Origin of the sequence: Acinetobacter sp. YH12126, from assembly GCF_013418745.1 — a bacterium.
Lineage (GTDB): Bacteria > Pseudomonadota > Gammaproteobacteria > Pseudomonadales > Moraxellaceae > Acinetobacter > Acinetobacter amyesii.
In genome coordinates, this window is sequence record NZ_VPBM01000012.1 from 15,923 (window position 1) to 32,283 (window position 16,361).

13 protein-coding genes and 2 pseudogenes are annotated in these 16,361 nt (G+C 39.8%); 7 read left to right on the plus strand and 8 right to left on the minus strand.

Annotated features, from left to right (window positions below):
• Positions 1–58: 58 nt before the first annotated feature.
• Entirely contained in the window at positions 59–688 is a 630-nt protein-coding gene (locus FTU62_RS10110) for an arylesterase (protein WP_078189940.1), read from the minus strand.
• A gap of 11 nt (positions 689–699) precedes the next feature.
• On the opposite strand from FTU62_RS10110, the gene FTU62_RS10115 reads away from it, so the two are divergent.
• The 3 genes and pseudogenes from FTU62_RS10115 to FTU62_RS17610 all read left to right on the plus strand — a co-directional run.
• A complete protein-coding gene (locus tag FTU62_RS10115; protein WP_180102588.1) occupies positions 700–1,431 on the plus strand; it encodes an ABC transporter ATP-binding protein in 732 nt (243 codons plus the stop codon).
• A pseudogene (locus FTU62_RS10120) lies at positions 1,428–3,491 on the plus strand (ABC transporter permease); the annotation flags it as partial. The gene FTU62_RS10115 and the pseudogene FTU62_RS10120, both read left to right, overlap by 4 nt.
• Before the next feature lie 78 nt (positions 3,492–3,569).
• Positions 3,570–3,929, plus strand: a pseudogene (locus tag FTU62_RS17610) (FtsX-like permease family protein); the annotation flags it as partial.
• Between the two features lie 129 nt (positions 3,930–4,058).
• Here the strand turns inward: FTU62_RS17610 and FTU62_RS10125 are convergent.
• Positions 4,059–4,883 (minus strand): rhomboid family intramembrane serine protease, encoded by an 825-nt coding sequence (locus FTU62_RS10125; RefSeq protein WP_180102590.1) that lies wholly within the window; start codon positions 4,881–4,883, stop codon positions 4,059–4,061.
• Positions 4,884–4,960: 77 nt separating this feature from the next.
• Here FTU62_RS10125 and mtgA point away from each other — a divergent pair, with 77 nt between their 5' ends.
• Together mtgA and ppk1 are read left to right on the plus strand one after the other, a co-directional pair.
• Positions 4,961–5,638: a monofunctional biosynthetic peptidoglycan transglycosylase gene (gene mtgA / locus FTU62_RS10130; protein ID WP_180102591.1), complete on the plus strand. Its 678-nt coding sequence runs from the start codon at positions 4,961–4,963 to the stop codon at positions 5,636–5,638.
• Between the two features lie 146 nt (positions 5,639–5,784).
• Positions 5,785–7,866, plus strand: coding sequence for a polyphosphate kinase 1 (gene ppk1, locus FTU62_RS10135; protein ID WP_111884435.1), 2,082 nt, complete (start codon positions 5,785–5,787; stop codon positions 7,864–7,866).
• Between the two features lie 84 nt (positions 7,867–7,950).
• Here ppk1 and FTU62_RS10140 read toward each other — a convergent pair whose 3' ends face one another.
• The 5 genes from FTU62_RS10140 to rubA form a co-directional block, all read right to left on the minus strand.
• Positions 7,951–8,562, minus strand: coding sequence for a response regulator transcription factor (locus tag FTU62_RS10140; protein ID WP_180102592.1), 612 nt, complete (start codon positions 8,560–8,562; stop codon positions 7,951–7,953).
• A gap of 757 nt (positions 8,563–9,319) precedes the next feature.
• The gene (oxyR, locus tag FTU62_RS10145; protein ID WP_180035348.1) at positions 9,320–10,225 is read right to left on the minus strand and encodes a LysR family transcriptional regulator OxyR; all 906 of its coding nucleotides are present in this window, start codon (positions 10,223–10,225) and stop codon (positions 9,320–9,322) included.
• A gap of 11 nt (positions 10,226–10,236) precedes the next feature.
• Complete coding sequence (locus FTU62_RS10150; protein ID WP_218948613.1) at positions 10,237–11,175, minus strand: alpha/beta fold hydrolase; 939 nt, start codon at positions 11,173–11,175, stop codon at positions 10,237–10,239.
• Between the two features lie 58 nt (positions 11,176–11,233).
• A complete protein-coding gene (locus tag FTU62_RS10155; RefSeq protein WP_180024096.1) occupies positions 11,234–12,412 on the minus strand; it encodes an NAD(P)/FAD-dependent oxidoreductase in 1,179 nt (392 codons plus the stop codon).
• A 77-nt stretch (positions 12,413–12,489) separates the two neighbouring features.
• Entirely contained in the window at positions 12,490–12,654 is a 165-nt protein-coding gene (rubA, locus tag FTU62_RS10160) for a rubredoxin RubA (protein ID WP_005179369.1), read from the minus strand.
• A 527-nt stretch (positions 12,655–13,181) separates the two neighbouring features.
• Between rubA and FTU62_RS10165 the strand changes: the two genes are divergently transcribed.
• Entirely contained in the window at positions 13,182–13,727 is a 546-nt protein-coding gene (locus FTU62_RS10165; protein WP_078189930.1) for an adenine phosphoribosyltransferase, read from the plus strand.
• 81 nt (positions 13,728–13,808) lie between these two features.
• On the opposite strand, the gene FTU62_RS10170 is transcribed toward FTU62_RS10165, so the two are convergent.
• Positions 13,809–14,315: a YqiA/YcfP family alpha/beta fold hydrolase gene (locus tag FTU62_RS10170; RefSeq protein ID WP_078193013.1), complete on the minus strand. Its 507-nt coding sequence runs from the start codon at positions 14,313–14,315 to the stop codon at positions 13,809–13,811.
• Positions 14,316–14,777: 462 nt separating this feature from the next.
• Here FTU62_RS10170 and lysS point away from each other — a divergent pair, with 462 nt between their 5' ends.
• Positions 14,778–16,304 carry a lysine--tRNA ligase gene (lysS, locus tag FTU62_RS10175; RefSeq protein WP_180102593.1) on the plus strand — a complete coding sequence of 509 codons (1,527 nt, stop codon included), beginning with the start codon at positions 14,778–14,780 and terminating at the stop codon, positions 16,302–16,304.
• Positions 16,305–16,361 lie beyond the last annotated feature (57 nt).

Below are 16,361 nucleotides of genomic sequence, written 5' to 3' on the forward strand. Positions count from 1 at the left end.
AAAAAAAGGCGCTCAAATGAAGCGCCTTTTTTAACGAATCCATTTTCACCCACTAAATTTATAAGCTTGCTTTGATCAATGGATATGCATTGTTCAGCAAAATCGGTTGCGCTTTGGCATTCGGGTGAATCTGATCTTGTTGCATTAAGTTTTTATGTCCCGCAACCCCTTGCATAAAGAAAGGCAATAATTTGACTTTGTACTGTTGGCTCAACACTTGATAGTTATTTTCAAAAGCTTGGCTATATGCCTTGCCATAATTCGGTGGAATTTTCATTCCAAATAAAATCACTTTCGATTTAGCCTGTTGGCTTTTTTGAATCAGCTGCGCTAAGTTTTTTTGAATTTGTGCAGGGGGCTGTCCGCGTAAACCATCATTACCACCTAACTCAATCACCACAAGGTCTGGACGATGGGTCTGCAATAGTTTGGGGAGTCGTGCCAAAGCACCACTGGTGGTTTCACCGCTGACACTTGCATTGACCACTTTATGTTGTTTCGGATACTGTTGGTCTAGACGTTTTTGTAATAAATGGACCCAACCTTGCTGCACTGAAACACCGTAACCTGCACTTAAGCTATCGCCCAAAATCATAATGGTTTTGGCAGAGAGCAGCATCGGGCAGAACATCAGTGCAATAGCCAGCAAGTAACTCAATAGACGATTATTTTGAATGCGATTTTGCATATAGGGAAGATATGACCCAACTCACGACAGATGTTGACATCATGCCACAGGCGATTATTTCTGCACAGCAATTGACACAAAAGATACAACTTCCACAAAAACAGTTATCGATCTTTGAACACCTCGATCTTGAAATCTTTGCCGGGGAACAAGTTGCGATTACCGGTCGCTCTGGTTCAGGTAAATCCACCTTGTTGGGGATTTTGGCGACCTTAGATCAAGCCAGTTCTGGACAGTTACAGGTCTGTGGTCAGGACATTCATTTATTAAATGAAGAACAGCGTGCTCAAGTCCGTTTGGCCCATATTGGTTTCGTCTTTCAGTCCTTCCAGTTGTTACCACACTTAACGGCACTGGAAAATGTCATGCTGCCACTCCGGTTACAAGCAAATTTTCAGGTCAAAGCTGCCGAAGAAAAAGCATTAAAACTGTTAGCAAAGGTCGGACTAGAACGACAAGCGCATCAAGCCCCTAAAGTTTTATCGGGTGGTGAGCAGCAACGGGTTGCGATTGCCCGTGCTTTGGTGAGTGAACCCGATCTGATCTTTGCAGATGAACCAACAGGTAATTTAGACAGTGCAACGGCACAGGAAATTGAACAACTGTTATTTCAGTTAAATCGTGAAATGGGAACCACTTTGGTATTGGTGACGCATGATGCCGATTTGGCCCGTCAATGTCAGCGCCACTTTGAATTGGTCAATGGTCAATTGATTGAGCATCGAACAGGAGATGCTGCATGAATCTTTTGGCATTGTTTCGACCACTCTTACAGCTGAGTTTTAAAACCACGGGTGTGTATTTATTATTGATCGCACTGACCTTGGCGATCAGTGCCACCACTGCTTTAAAGTTTAGCAATGTACAAATTCAAAATGCAGTAGCGCTACAAGCTGCTGAAATGTTGGCAGCAGACTTGGTGCTGACAGCCAATGAACCAATTCCACAAGAGTGGCAACAACAAGCCAAAGCACAGCAATTAAAACAATCGAATGTCACGCTATTTAGCAGCATGGCGCACACTGATCAGCAATTTGTCATGGTCAATGTCAAAGCCGTTGATGCTGCATTTCCATTACGAGGTGAACTCGAAACAGAACCGAAACTAAACCGTTCTATACAAGCAGGTGAGGTCTGGTTAAGTCCTCGTGCCATGGATTTATTGGGTGTAAAGGTTGGAGATCAGATCAATATTGCCGATGCTGCTTTTCAAGTCAGTGCCAAAATCATTCATGATACCAATCAAGAGCTTGGCTTCAGTGGTTTTTCACCGACAGTTATGATTGCGCAGTCTGAGGTGGCGAGAACCAATGCCATTCAAGTCGGGAGTCGGATTGAATATCGCCTGTTAATGGCAGGAGATGCACAAAATACCCAGCGCTTTGAAAAACTGTATAAGCAGAAATTTGGCGATCAAAGCGAAAGTGGTGCTGCTAACTCAGATCATACGCAGGTTCAAGATGCGGCTCAAAGCAGTTTGAAATTGAGAAATGCCAGTGAAGGCAATACTCGCTTAATGAAGCCGATTGCCAATCTTGAAACGTTTTTACAACTGGCGAATATTTTAACCATTCTACTTTGTGGTATCGCCATCGCATTAACCAGTCAGCGCTATGTCCAACAAAATCAGGATGCCATTGCACTGATGCGCTGTATTGGGTCGACCAAACAGCAAATATTAAGTGCTTATTTGGCTTTACTGTTGGTAGTACTCGGGCTTTCAATCCTGTTTGGAAGTTTGATTGGTCTGGGATTGGGTTATGGCTTATTGCAACTGATGCTACAGCTGATTCCAAATTTACAATTAGAGTTTTCAGCCCTGTCTATGCTGCTTGGCCCACTTCCCATTGCAATATTCACCAGTGCGATTGTGCTATTAGGATTTGTTCTTCCGAGTCTTTGGCAATTATTAGGGACGCCGCCAGCACGGGTGATACGACAACAAGAGCGTTCTGTACGTTCCATGCTTTGGATGCTCAGTTTCGGCACGCTCAGTTTGGTGGTGTTTTGTGTGGTTTTAACTGAAAATTTACAACTCACCCTGTGGCTGATTTGCGCCATCATCTTCCTGTGTATCGGCCTATATATGATGGTCTGGCTCAGTTTGAAAGCCTTGAAAAGTTGGGGGAGGAAAATCTCAGCATATATACGTACACCGTATCAAACGGCATTTCAAATTACTGCATTGGCATTAGGTCTAAGCCTGATTACGGTTTTAGCGGTATTACGTACAGATTTGCTGGAACGTTGGCAACAACAATTACCACAAGGGACACCTAACCAATTTGTCTATGGATTACCGCCATTTGAGTTGCAGGATTTTAATCAACAACTCAAGCAGCATGGTTGGCAAGGGACGCCGATGTACCCGAATATTCGTGGGCGTTTAGTTGCCAAAAATGATCTCCCTTTTTCGGATGCCTTAATTAAAAGCAATAATTCATTACGCCGTGAATTAAATCTTACGCAGGCTGCAACTTTTCCAAAAGATAATCAAATCATCGCGGGCAGTCAGCACTTTCAACAGGTTAACGAAGTATCGGTAGAGGTGAAAACCGCACAAGAACTGGGTATTCAAATTGGAGATCGACTGAGTTTTAGCCTTCCTGAAGGGATTTTACAAGCCAAGGTAATTAACCTTCGCAGTGTGGAGTGGGAAAGCTTTAGTCCAAACTTTTTCTTTATTTTTTCTCCCCAAACCATGGATGAAAATGCTGGCAGTTACTTGGGGAGCTTCTATGTTCCACCGCAAGATAAAAATCAGTTAATTGGTCTAATTCAGCAGTTTTCGAATACCGTGTTTATTGATGTCAGTCTAATTCTGGATGAGATCAAACGCATCGTCAGTGTATTGGTTCAGATTATTACTATCTTGGCGCTGTTGGTCAGTATTTCAGGTATTTTGGTCTTGGTTGCATGTTTGAACTTATTTATGGATGAACGTAAAAAAGAAGTGGCATTATTGCGTTCCTTCGGCAGTTCCAAGCAAAAGTTAAAGTCGATGCTCAGTTTGGAAGTCGGTTTGATGGGGCTAATTTCAGGTGTTGTGGCGTGTATTTTTGCCGAAGTGATCAGTGCGATTGTCAGTTATAAAATGGAACTGGTCATCCAGCTACATGCAGAAATGTGGTTGATCCTCCCACTGGTAATGACCTTAGTTTGTACTTTGATCGGACGTTATCGCTTAAGTTATCTTTGCGACATCCCACCCTTAGAAAGCTTGCGTGAATTAAATAGTTAAGGGGGGGAGATGGTTAACAGCCGAGCAAGTTAAGAGTGGAGCAAGAACCTAGTGCGTAGTTTGGATTTAGACAAGATTTGACGTGTTTTCAACATGTCTGTGTTATAGCCACAGGGTTCATTCCACTGTTTAACGTGCTGCGAGAGATTGCTTCATCAGCAGGATAAAGTGTTCCCAAAGCGGTAAAATCGGTTGGATTAATTGTTGGCAATGCAGATAAAACAGGTAGCATCCGACTGCTGCGGCGATTAGACCGATCATTTGAATGATTAGGGATTGATGTAATTTTTGTCCCACATACCAAATGAAAGCCAATGCAGCGCCCATCAACATACCGCCAATATGCGCGGCATTGTTAATCCCACTAATCATAAAGCCCATCGCGAGGTTAATGCCCATCACCATTAATAAAGTTTTTTTATCCAGATAAAATTGTTGGTTAGGTAACATGGGGAGCAGCGAAATAATCGTCAGCGCGGCACCCAGTCCCATCACTGCGCCCGATGCGCCTGCACCAATACTCGGAAAAAGCTGCTGATTGGCTGCACCTTCGGCCAATAATGCATAGCTGTCTTGAATGGTTAAATACCCACTCAACAAACTTCCCATCAGTCCGGCTAAAACATACAGGCCAAGGAAGTAGAAACGACCTAACATTTGCTCGGCAACACTGCCAAAAATATACAAAGCCCACATATTCAACATCAGGTGAATCAGGCCAAAATGAAAAAACATACTGCTGAATAAGCGGATGGGTTCCTCTAAAAAGGTTAAAGGTGCATAATCAGCACCCCAACGCAAAGCATCCAGTGTGTCGGGTTGGCTAACGTTCATTCCATGCAACACTTGCCAGCCAAAGAGTCCAACATTGATGGTAATTAAGAGTGCCGTGATCCACCACAGTTGGATTTGCAGCTTATGGGTTGATACAGCAGGAGGGCTGAGTTCAGACATGCTATTCTTGTACTGTGTCAAAATATTTAAAATAAGCTTAACATGAAAAAACAGAATTTCTGGAGTAACACACTGACATGAAAGCCTTTATTGTTCGTACATTGTTAATTCTTGTCAGTCTTGTGCTTTTGGTGCAGCTTTGGATCTTTGGTAGTCTGGTGTGGTGGCGTACACATCCTGTGGAATCGACAATGATGATGCGTTTAGATTATTGGTCTGAGCCATCAAAACCGATTAAACACGAATGGCGTGATTACGACCAAATCAGTGATTATGTCAAACATGCTGTTGTTGCCGCGGAAGATGGCAAGTTTTTACAACACAAAGGTTTTGATTGGGAAGGCATGCAAAATGCCTTAGAACGTAATAAAAATAAAGGCAAAGTAGTCGCAGGTGGGTCTACCATTTCTCAGCAATTGGCAAAAAACTTATTTTTATATAATAAGCGTTCATTTATCCGAAAAGGACAGGAAGCCGTTGCAACATGGATGATGGAACGCATGTGGACGAAGCAGCGCATTTTAGAGGTATATCTCAACTCGGTTGAGTTTGGGGACAACATTTACGGCGTAGAAGCTGCAACACAGCACTATTTTGGTAAAAGTTCACGGAGTTTGAGTCGAGAACAAGCAGCGTTTATTGCGGCTATTTTACCTAATCCAAAATATTATGATGAAAATCGACACGATCGTAAGCTAAATTATCGTAAGCGCATGATCCAAAAATATATGCGTTATAGCCATATCCCAGATTAATAACAATCGACACACCCGTCAAATGGCATGGTAGCGATTTGAATTACAACAAAAAGCTCATCTTTATGGGCTTTTTTTATGAAATTGTCACAAATTTGAAGCATACTAAACTGAGTACAGCACACATTTTTTAATATGGGTTTGAAATGAATACCGCAGCTGAAGTCGCGCAAGTACCTACTGAATATACTTATAATGATCGTTATATTAATCGAGAGTTATCGATTCTCGACTTTCATCTGCGTGTGCTCGAACAAGCGGTTGATCCGATACATCCATTACTTGAACGCATGAATTTCTTGCTGATCTTTTCACGTAACTTAGACGAATTTTTTGAAATTCGTGTTGCGGGAATGATGGAACAGCTAGACTTAGGCAATGAAAGCCGTAGTCCAGATGGCTTAACACCAAAACAAGTATTAGATGAAATTTCTGCGACAGCGCATGCGGCAATTGAGCGCCAGTATCGTATTTTAAATCAAGAAATTTTACCTAAACTGCGTGAGGAAGATATTTGCTTCTTACGCCGTGGTGAGTTAACCCCTGCACAATCGGCTTGGGTAAAAAAGTATTTCCAAGAACAAGTTGCACCAGTTTTAACCCCAATTAGTTTAGATCCTGCACATCCATTCCCTCGCTTGGTGAATAAGTCACTGAACTTTATTGTGACTTTAGAAGGGAAGGATGCGTTTGGTCGTCAGATTGACTTAGCCGTTGTACCTGCACCACGTTCGCTGCCACGTGTCGTTCGACTCCCTGATGAGTTAACCGGTGGCAAAGAGCATCATGTGATGCTATCGGCAATTATTCATGAACATGTCTCTGATTTGTTCCCCGGCATGACGGCGACGGGTTGCTACCAATTCCGCGTGACGCGTAATGCCGATTTGGCTTTAAATGAAGATGTTGAAGATTTGGCTAAAGCCCTCAAAGGTGAGTTGAATTCACGTCGTTTTGGTCGCGCCGTTCGCTTGGAAGTGACAGAAAATTGTCCGCAGCATATTTATGAATATTTGCTTGATGAGTTCGATTTAGAAGAAGAGCAACTCTATAAAGTAGATGGACCAGTTAACCTTGCACGTTTACTGTCAAACTTTAAACGTCCACATCTACGTTATGACGCGCATATTCCTGTTATACCGAAAGTACTCAAAAAATCTGAAAACATTTTTAGTGCGATGCAAAAGCAAGATATTTTGCTGCACCATCCCTTTGAATCATTCGCACCGGTAATTAATTTACTGCGTGAAGCTGCACGTGATCCACAAGTTTTGGCCATTAAACAAACGCTTTATCGAAGTGGCGCAGATTCGGAGATTGTGCAAGTTTTAGCGGAAGCAGCACGTAATGGCAAAGAAGTCACCGCTGTAATTGAGCTTCGAGCACGATTTGATGAAGAATCAAACATTGCTGTGGCTAATGTATTACAAGAAGCAGGCGCAGTTGTCGTGTATGGCATCGTGGGCTATAAAACTCATGCCAAAATGATTTTGGTGGTACGCCGCGAAAACAATAAATTGGTGCGATATGTGCATTTAGGTACGGGCAACTATCATGCGGGAAATGCGCGTATCTACACGGATTACGGTCTATTAACCACAGATAAAGAACTCTGTGAAGATGTACATCGTATTTTCCAAGAATTGACCGGTATGGGTAAAATGGCGAAGCTAAAAAAACTGCTGCATGCGCCATTTACCTTACATACTCAACTCATCAATTATATTGATAATGAAATTACTAATGCTAAAGCGGGCAAGTCTGCGCAAATTATAGTCAAGGTTAATGCATTAACAGAAGTTCAGTTGATCAATAAACTGTACGAAGCGTCACAAGCAGGTGTACAGATTGATTTAATTATTCGTTCTATTTGTTGTTTGCGTCCAGGTTTACCGGGGCTGTCTGAAAATATTCGCGTGCGTTCTATTGTTGGGCGTTTTTTAGAGCATACTCGAGTGTATTATTTCAGTAATAATGGTGATTCACGTATTTTCTGTTCAAGTGCAGACTGGATGGATCGTAATTTATTTAATCGCGTGGAAGCCTGTTTCCCAATTGAAGATCCAGCGTTGAAAAAGCGTATTTATCAATTAGGTTTAGTGAATTACTTAAAAGATAATCAGCAAGCTTGGTTGCTCCAAAGTGATGGGCGTTGGATTCGTACGCATGTTCAAGAGGGTGAGGAAGCACACAATTCACAGCATGTGCTTATAGAAGCATTTAAATAAATGCGTTAGAAAAGTAAGAGGGAGCAGTGCTCCCTTTATTTTTTTAATTTATAAGTTTTTTTGAATCATTTATCTGAACTAAATTTAGCTGTAGCTACTAATTTTTCGGTAGATATTTTTAACAAAACCATCAATTTGATACGTTGAAAGTTTTAACTCACGGACCATCTGCTCTTGAGTCGCGCTATGGCTGACCATATCTAAAATTTGGTATTCAGCTGGATTCAGACTGAGCTGTTTAGGTGCTGCATTTTGCGGACTAAAAGTTTCACTCAATAAAAATTTAGCAAAACTTGGATGCAATGCAGCGCCACCTCTTAAAATAGTTTTCAGTTGGTTGTAGGTATCTTCCATCGGTTGTTGAATCAACATATAGGCGGTTGCACCTAACTGAATGGCATGTAAGGTTAAATCTGTAGATTGTTCATTGACTAAAATGATGAGATTACTCGAAGGATAGATCTTTTTGATTTTATGGATGAAAGCGATATCAGACTGCTGAGTGATCACAAAAAAAATTAAATTGGGTAATTGATTGAAAATTTGTTGTTCTGCATCTGCTAAGCTTTCTGAAAATGTGATGAGATCTTCAGGATAACCGAGGTTTCCTAAGATGTTAAACAGCACTGTTTTTGAAGTCATTGATTGATGATCAATGATCAAAACGGGCACTGGTAATAAAAATTCACTCATCATACATTTCGCTCATTTATTATTTTTAATCAAATTGCATTTCCATAATGTGCATGAAAGTGAATTAGAAAAATATACCTAGAAGTAGTGATTTATATATCAAAGTATAATTAAGTTATTGTGATATAATGGAATTTAAGTAATGTATGGTTTTTTGTGTTTTTCATTATATTGAATGCAAAGATTTATAGGTTTTTCGTTTTTATTTTTAGAATATTGATTAAATAATCATCAGATTTAGATTCGAATTGAAAATAATAATTGAAATATGAAAGCTGTATTTTAATAACTGATAAATTGAACTGTTTATGTTGTGAGTTAATATTGATTTATTGCTTAGTTATTTTAAATATAAATATTAATAAATTTTCAAAATAATGTGATTTATTTCTCATCTATGTTTATTTTATAGCACAAAAATACTATTATAAAAAAAGCCCTTTGAAAATGAATCAGACATACTTTATCTAAAATACCTGAAACTAGTGATTTTAACGAAAGTTATATTTTACTAAGATGTATTTATCTTCTTACTTATCTGGCTAGTGTGAAGATATTGTCGAGGCGATGAATTGAGATATACATCAAGTCATATATTACCTTATCAGGCTACCTATTTGGGTTAGCCTTTTCTTTTTTCAGATACTGTATTTTTTCATTTTAAATTTTAATTCATCTCAACATTATTACTTCTGCATTATTCATTTCCGCCAAATAAAAAAGAGAGCACAGGGCTCTCTTTAATTTTTACACTGATTAATTAGTGTAGATTGTTAGTGATTTTCTGCAAGATTTGAAGCAATACATCAAATTCACTTTGAAGCGGTGTACTCTTACGTGTTACCAATGCCAATGTGCGTGTAGGACTTGCTTCAATTTCTTTCACAGCCAAATCTTCATTGGCTTTGATCATATTGGTATGAACTGCAATTTCAGGCAATAAGGTAAAGCCTAAATCTGCGGAAACCATTTCAACCAAAGTTGGCAATGAGCTTGCTTTTAAACGATGGTCATTTTTACGTTCACCAATCGGACAAGCACTCAAAGCATGATCACGTAAGCAATGGCCTTCTTCAAGCAACATTAAACGAGATAAATCTAGGTCGTCTAAAGATTTCGCTTGAGCTGCATTTTGGTCAGCTTTGTTGTACACCAAGAACAATTTTTCTTTGTTCACTTCAGCCACTTTTAGACTGCGAGTATCGAAAGGTAGCGCAAGTAAAACAATATCTAAATTGCCATGCTCTAATTTCTCAACAATTTTTTCACTTTGCGCTTCATGCAAGTGGAGTTGAATTTTAGGCAACTGCTTATGCACTTCATCAAGTAAAGGTGCAAGAAGGAAAGGCGCAATGGTCGGAATAACACCTAAATGCAAATCACCGGTTAAAGGCTCACTCATTTCACGACTTAAACGCATTAGGTCTTGCGCATCTGCCAATAGAACTCGGGCTCGACCGACAACTTGTTCGCCAAGTGGAGTTAAACGCACGTTTTGACGGTCGCGTTCTACCAAAACGCCACCTAATAAACGCTCAAGCTCCATGATCCCGCCAGACAAAGTAGACTGGGTGACAAAAGAACGACGCGCAGCTTCAGTAAAGTGTAGCGTTTCTGACAGTGTTACTAGATATGACAGCTGTCTTAAGGATGGTAATGCAGCCATAGTGTCCTAATTTATGATTTAAAGTGATCAGCAAACAAACCGCTAAGATATGGAATAAAATGCGGTGGGATATCATGCCCCATTCCATCAATTAATTCAAATTTAGCACCTGAAATAGCCTTTGCAACGGCCTTACCATGGCTTGGCGGCAGCAAACGGTCACGAGCTCCATGAACCACAATGGTTTTATGCTGAATTTGTTTATCCAACTGCAGCAGGGAACCTGTACATAATATTGCTAAAAACTGTTGAAGTACACCCGCTGGGTAATAACTCCGCTTATAGAGTTTACGTGCAGTTTGTATCGCTTCAAGCTGATTAATATAGCCTGGAGAGCCTATAATATTAAAAACTTTCAGGCTATGGTTAATAATGCCATCTTCATCGTTAGATTCAGGTTTTTCAATTAGACTAAATAATTGCTTTGGAAATGGCGGTGGAAGTAAGGGGTGGATGTTACTGGTAAACAGTAAGCTTAAGTTGTGCACTTTATCTGGATAGCGTGCCGCCACGATTTGAGCAATCATACCGCCCATCGAAGCGCCTAAAATATGGACTTTATCAAGTCCCATACGATCAATTAACAGTGCAACATCGTCTGCCATATCATATAGATCATAAGGCGCACCTTGATTCTCTAGACCTAAGGCAAAACGTCCCATCAGTTTAAAGGTGTTAAGGCGTGGGCCTGGGTTACGAATTTTACTCGACAGACCAATATCACGATTATCAAAGCGAATAACTCGGTAACCTTGATCTATTAGGGACTTACAAAAGAAATCGGGCCAATACAACATTTGTGCGCCGAGTCCCATAATCAGTAGGATTGCAGGATCTTCAGGATGACCACCCACCTCGACATGAAGTTCAATGCCATTGCCTAACTCTACGCGAGTTTCATGCATAAAAGAGGCATAAGGTGAAATATTAAACTGAAGGGCACTATTCATTGTTATTTTCCTTTAAAAAGGACGTCTAATATTATCAGGACGTCCTTGTATTTAAACCTTAAACTGAAGCAGGAATCAAGTCCGGAACCTGCTTAGTCAAAGTTAAGCGTTGCTTCCCAGCAGTTGCACCGAGCAGTACAAATCCACGTAATACGCCATCTTGATCGATCGCACGGGCAATCATGCCATCTTCAAGCTCTTCTGTTTCCCATTGGGTTTCTACATCAATTGGCGCAGGAAGGACAGTTAAAGGTGCAGCAGGTGTTTTAACAGCTACAGGCATGGCAGGATAATGCACTGCGGTATGTTCGCCATTGAGGGTTTTTGCCAAAGCACGCGCTTGTTGCATGATTGGCATCACGTATGGCAGAAGGGTACCATTGACTTCAGCACAGTCACCGACAGCATAGATATCTGCCAAGTTGGTTTCTAAGCCTTTATTGGTTAATACGCCACGACTGGTGTGAATGCCGGCTTGTTTTGCCAAGTTAATTTCAGGCTGTAGACCAATCGCAGACAACACAACATCTGCCACTAAGCTTTGACCATTTGCAAGGCTCACTTGATAGTCACCATTTTCAATACGTGACACTTTGTCGACTGTCGTACCTAAAACGAATTGAATACCCGTTTCTTCTAAATTGCTTTGGAATTTAGCGGCAACATGAGACGGCAGTAGGCGACCCAAAGGTTGCGGAGCTAAATCGACCACCGATACTTTCGCCCCAGTATTTTGGAGATCATTGGCAAATTCACAGCCAATCAAGCCTGCCCCTAAAATCACCACACGTTTATCTTCACGTGCTGCAAGCTGTTTACGGAAAGCTTTGTAGTGATCTAAATTGTTGACGACGTGAATGTCTTCACTGCCATCACCCGAAATAGCTAAGCGAATTGGATTTGCGCCGACTGCTAAAACAAGTTTTGAATATAGTTGTGTTTGAGTTCCATTTTGGCTTTCAATAGTAAGCTCATGTTTTGCTGCATCAATGGATTTAACCCAACTCTTATTGATGATTTGCATATTGAGTTGAGCCGACATTTTTTCGGCATCCCCTAGAGGGATTTGCTCAGGAGTTTTATTACCAACGAGCGCATTGGATAATGTCGGTTTAGCGTAGTTAATGGCATCATCCGCACAGATCATAATAAGTTCTAGTTCAGTATTTAACTTTCGAAATTCACGTGCAACGGCATATCCCGCCATACCAGAACCAATAATGACAATAGGGTGCATACTCAACTCCAAACACATTTCATATTTTTTAAAGACAAAAAAAAGACCATAACGATGATGGCCTTAGATTCTATTTATTAGATTTCAACCATTTCAAAATCTACTTTTGAGACGCCACAGTCTGGGCAAGTCCAATCATCTGGGATATCTTCCCATTTCGTTCCTGCCACGATACCGTCTTGTGGCCAGCCTTCTGCTTCGTCATAAATCCATCCACAAACGATGCACTGATACTTTTTCATTCCATTCTCCAAAAACTGACACAAAATTAAGTCAGTAAATACTTCATAACTGTATAAGTTTATACCTTAAGGTTAATTAGCCTTATACAGTAGACTCTTATGTTAAATTTTTACGCAGTTCTAACGATAAAGTAAAGTGGCTAAGAGTTTAATGAGTGAAATTAAAAGCAGAATGGCAGTGAGGGACAATAAATATCATCAAAACCCCAGATCTGGGAAAAATTGTCTGACAATATTTATGCCTATTGAAAGCTATATTGGAATTCATTTCCGTGAATTGGGTTCTAAATACCGCTTTTTCTATCTTCATAGACTAAAGTCTTGCAGAAAAAATCTCTAAAATCTTTTATTTTATGATTAGGAAAATATATATTTGATATTTTTTAAATAAATACAATATTAATAATCAATAACTTATGTAAATTTACTGTATCTTAAATATGCATTTTGGTCGGGGGTTAGCTGTTCTTTTCTCTCAAATCGCGTTAAAATTCACACATTCCTTCCTTAATTTATTTTCTCCTATTATGAGTAATTCTACTGCTGCGGCATTGTGGTCTAACATTCGTACTGTCCAAGATTTCCCAAAACCAGGAATTTGTTTCTTTGACCTTACGCCGTTATTTATGAATAACATCGAATCGTTAACTGATGCCCTAATTGCAAGTATTCCAGCTGAGCAATTGGCAGAAGTAGATAGCTTTATTGCAGTTGAAGCGCGTGGTTTTGTTTTGGCAAGCTTACTTGCCCAGCGTACGGGTAAAGGTTTGGTGTTGGTACGTAAAGCCGGAAAATTACCACCACCTGTTGTCGGTGTTGGTTATAGCCTTGAATACGGTTTAGATCGTCTTGAAATGTCAGCTGAAATCGAATCACAAAAAGTAATTATTGTGGATGACGTATTGGCGACGGGCGGTACGCTTCGTGCAGTGAAACAATTGGCTGAAAAATGTAAACACCAAGTTTTAGGCGCAAGCATTTTCTTAGATTTGCCTGACTTGCATAAAGATTTAGGTTTAAATATCTGGTCTGTTTTAGATGATAAAACACGTCCTGAAGCAGATGCTGCCTAAGCGTCAGGTTTAAAATGTAAAAAGCCTTGTCTACGACAAGGCTTTTTTATGTCTGATAAAAACGACGTTGCTGCTTATGATTTATTTTTTTAAGTAATTTAATTCGAGATGTTGGATTAAATCATTAATATTTTCAGGGCATTGTAGACGATGATGTCCACCATCCATCACTTGAACTTGCATATAGTCTTCGAGTTGTTGTTCTGCTTCATACATATCTAAGATTTCATCGCCACGTTCGATATATGCAATTTGTGGAATATCGTGATCCAAATCCATTTCATTAATTGCAGGGTAGTCGTCACGAAAGTCTGGATGCAGACTCGGGTTAGCAATCACACAAGGAATGCGATGAAACAGCGACATTTTCAAAGCCCAGTATGCCCCGAGACTATGACCGACGATGATATCGGGCTTAATGGTTTCAATACTCTCGTGGTAAAAGTCCGCAACAGTTTGAAAATTTAAGTTGCGATAGTCCACTTCAATGCAGAATTTTTGTTTTGCATTGATGGCATGGAACTTCGTAGATTCACGGGAAGAATCCAATCCATGTAAAAACAGAATTTTCGATAAGCAGGAAGTCATTGTTTTTCTACACACTGTTTTCAAACATTTTTGGATGTGTTGAATATTTTATTTTTCAACAATTTTATGGCTTCATTGTAGAGAGAATTGTCAAAAAGAGAATTTAGCTTTTGGTCTAATTTCTAGGCATTTAAAAGACTTTAGTCTTAAAGAAAATAGATTAAAAGGTTGAATTAAGCTATTGATATTTATTTTAATGTATTGATAGTTATAAGTATTTTTTAAAGCTTTTAGTTATCATTTGATATCGTTAAAATGTAGGTTTTCGAGCTTGAGTATTTAATTTTTATCTACTGCATATTTGTAAGGTATGTTTTATGTCTACCTGAAGGTATAACGATTAAAACATCTTACTTCGATAAATTTCTACTTATTGAAAAAATGCGCACATTGCTTACTGCTCAATTCAAAGGAAATCTGCTATGCTATGCAACTTCCGTTTTTTAACTATTTGAGACAGAGATGACGCAACATAACGCTCAATCGACTTCTGAACAAGCCATTTCCGAAAACGATTTAATTGCACAGCGTCATGCCAAGTTAGAGCACATCAAAGAGCACGCCAAGGAAACAGGTGTTAGCCCGTGGCCTAACACATTTAAGCGTGAACACTATGCACAAGACCTACAAGATCAATTCGCTGAAAAATCAAAAGAAGAAATTGAAGCAGGCGAAAAGGTTTATGTAAAAGTTGCTGGTCGTGTGATGTTGAACCGTGGTTCATTCATCGTAATCCAAGATATGACTGGTCGTATCCAGCTTTATGTACCACGTAAAGAGTTGGATGCTGATGTTCTTGCAACTATTAAAGCACTCGATTTGGGCGATATTATTGCCATTGAAGGTTATATTGGTCGTTCTGGTAAAGGTGACCTTTATGTTCATATTGAACATTTTGAGCTTTTAACCAAATCACTCCGTCCACTTCCAGACAAATTCCATGGTTTGACTGATACTGAAGTTAAATACCGTAAGCGTTATTTAGACCTCATCATGAACGAAGAAACACGTAAAACTTTTGAAATTCGTGCAAAAGTGGTGTCAGGTATTCGTTCATATTTGAGCAATGAGCGTTTCATGGAAGTTGAAACACCAATGATGCATGTGATTCCGGGTGGTGCATCTGCGCGTCCATTCGAAACTCACCACAACGCATTAGATATGCCTTTATTTTTACGTATTGCGCCTGAGCTTTACTTAAAACGTTTGGTCGTTGGTGGTTTTGAGCGCGTGTTCGAAATTAACCGTAACTTCCGTAACGAGGGTGTATCAACACGTCATAACCCAGAATTCACCATGATTGAATTTTACCAAGCGTATGCAGACTACAAAGACTTGATGGCTTTGACAGAAAATATGCTTGAAAAATTGGCCATTGACATATTAGGTTCGACTGATGTGCCTTATGGTGATGAAGTGTATAGCTTCAAAGGTCCATTCAAGAAAATTTCGATGTTTGATGCGATTCTTGAACACAACCCAACGTTCACTGCTGAAAATGTATCTGATCGTGAGTTCCTTGCAAACTTTATTAAAAAAGAACTGAAAGAGCAAGTAAAACCTGGTTTTGGTTTAGGCAAACTTCAAACCATCGTATTTGAAGAAACTGTTGAAACAGAACTTCGTCAACCGACATTCATCACAGAATACCCAGCGGAAACTTCACCATTGGCACGTCGTAATGATGAAAATCCACATATTACCGATCGTTTTGAATTCTTCATCGGTGGTCGTGAGTTGGCAAATGGTTTCTCAGAGTTAAATGATCCGATTGACCAAGCTGAACGTTTCCAAGCCCAAGTTGCCGAAAAAGATGCAGGTGATGATGAAGCAATGCATTACGATGCAGACTTCATTGAAGCATTGGAATACGGCTTACCTCCTACAGCGGGTGAGGGTATTGGTATTGACCGTTTGGTGATGTTATTTGCGAATGCTGCAAGTATTCGTGAAGTGATCTTATTCCCACATATGCGTCATAAAAACTAATTTAGTTTTTGAAATAAAAATCCCGCTTAATGCGGGTTTTTTATTTTGTATTTTTAT

What these genes read in the sequence shown, in the direction of transcription:
- FTU62_RS10110 (WP_078189940.1), bottom strand. Translation starts at nt 688, where the DNA reads ATGCAAAATCGCATTCAAAATAATCGTCTATTGAGTTACTTGCTGGCT.
- FTU62_RS10115 (WP_180102588.1), top strand. Translation starts at nt 700, where the DNA reads ATGACCCAACTCACGACAGATGTTGACATCATGCCACAGGCGATTATT.
- FTU62_RS10125 (WP_180102590.1), bottom strand. Translation starts at nt 4,883, where the DNA reads ATGTCTGAACTCAGCCCTCCTGCTGTATCAACCCATAAGCTGCAAATC.
- mtgA (WP_180102591.1), top strand. Translation starts at nt 4,961, where the DNA reads ATGAAAGCCTTTATTGTTCGTACATTGTTAATTCTTGTCAGTCTTGTG.
- ppk1 (WP_111884435.1), top strand. Translation starts at nt 5,785, where the DNA reads ATGAATACCGCAGCTGAAGTCGCGCAAGTACCTACTGAATATACTTAT.
- FTU62_RS10140 (WP_180102592.1), bottom strand. Translation starts at nt 8,562, where the DNA reads ATGATGAGTGAATTTTTATTACCAGTGCCCGTTTTGATCATTGATCAT.
- oxyR (WP_180035348.1), bottom strand. Translation starts at nt 10,225, where the DNA reads ATGGCTGCATTACCATCCTTAAGACAGCTGTCATATCTAGTAACACTG.
- FTU62_RS10150 (WP_218948613.1), bottom strand. Translation starts at nt 11,175, where the DNA reads ATGAATAGTGCCCTTCAGTTTAATATTTCACCTTATGCCTCTTTTATG.
- FTU62_RS10155 (WP_180024096.1), bottom strand. Translation starts at nt 12,412, where the DNA reads ATGCACCCTATTGTCATTATTGGTTCTGGTATGGCGGGATATGCCGTT.
- rubA (WP_005179369.1), bottom strand. Translation starts at nt 12,654, where the DNA reads ATGAAAAAGTATCAGTGCATCGTTTGTGGATGGATTTATGACGAAGCA.
- FTU62_RS10165 (WP_078189930.1), top strand. Translation starts at nt 13,182, where the DNA reads ATGAGTAATTCTACTGCTGCGGCATTGTGGTCTAACATTCGTACTGTC.
- FTU62_RS10170 (WP_078193013.1), bottom strand. Translation starts at nt 14,315, where the DNA reads ATGACTTCCTGCTTATCGAAAATTCTGTTTTTACATGGATTGGATTCT.
- lysS (WP_180102593.1), top strand. Translation starts at nt 14,778, where the DNA reads ATGACGCAACATAACGCTCAATCGACTTCTGAACAAGCCATTTCCGAA.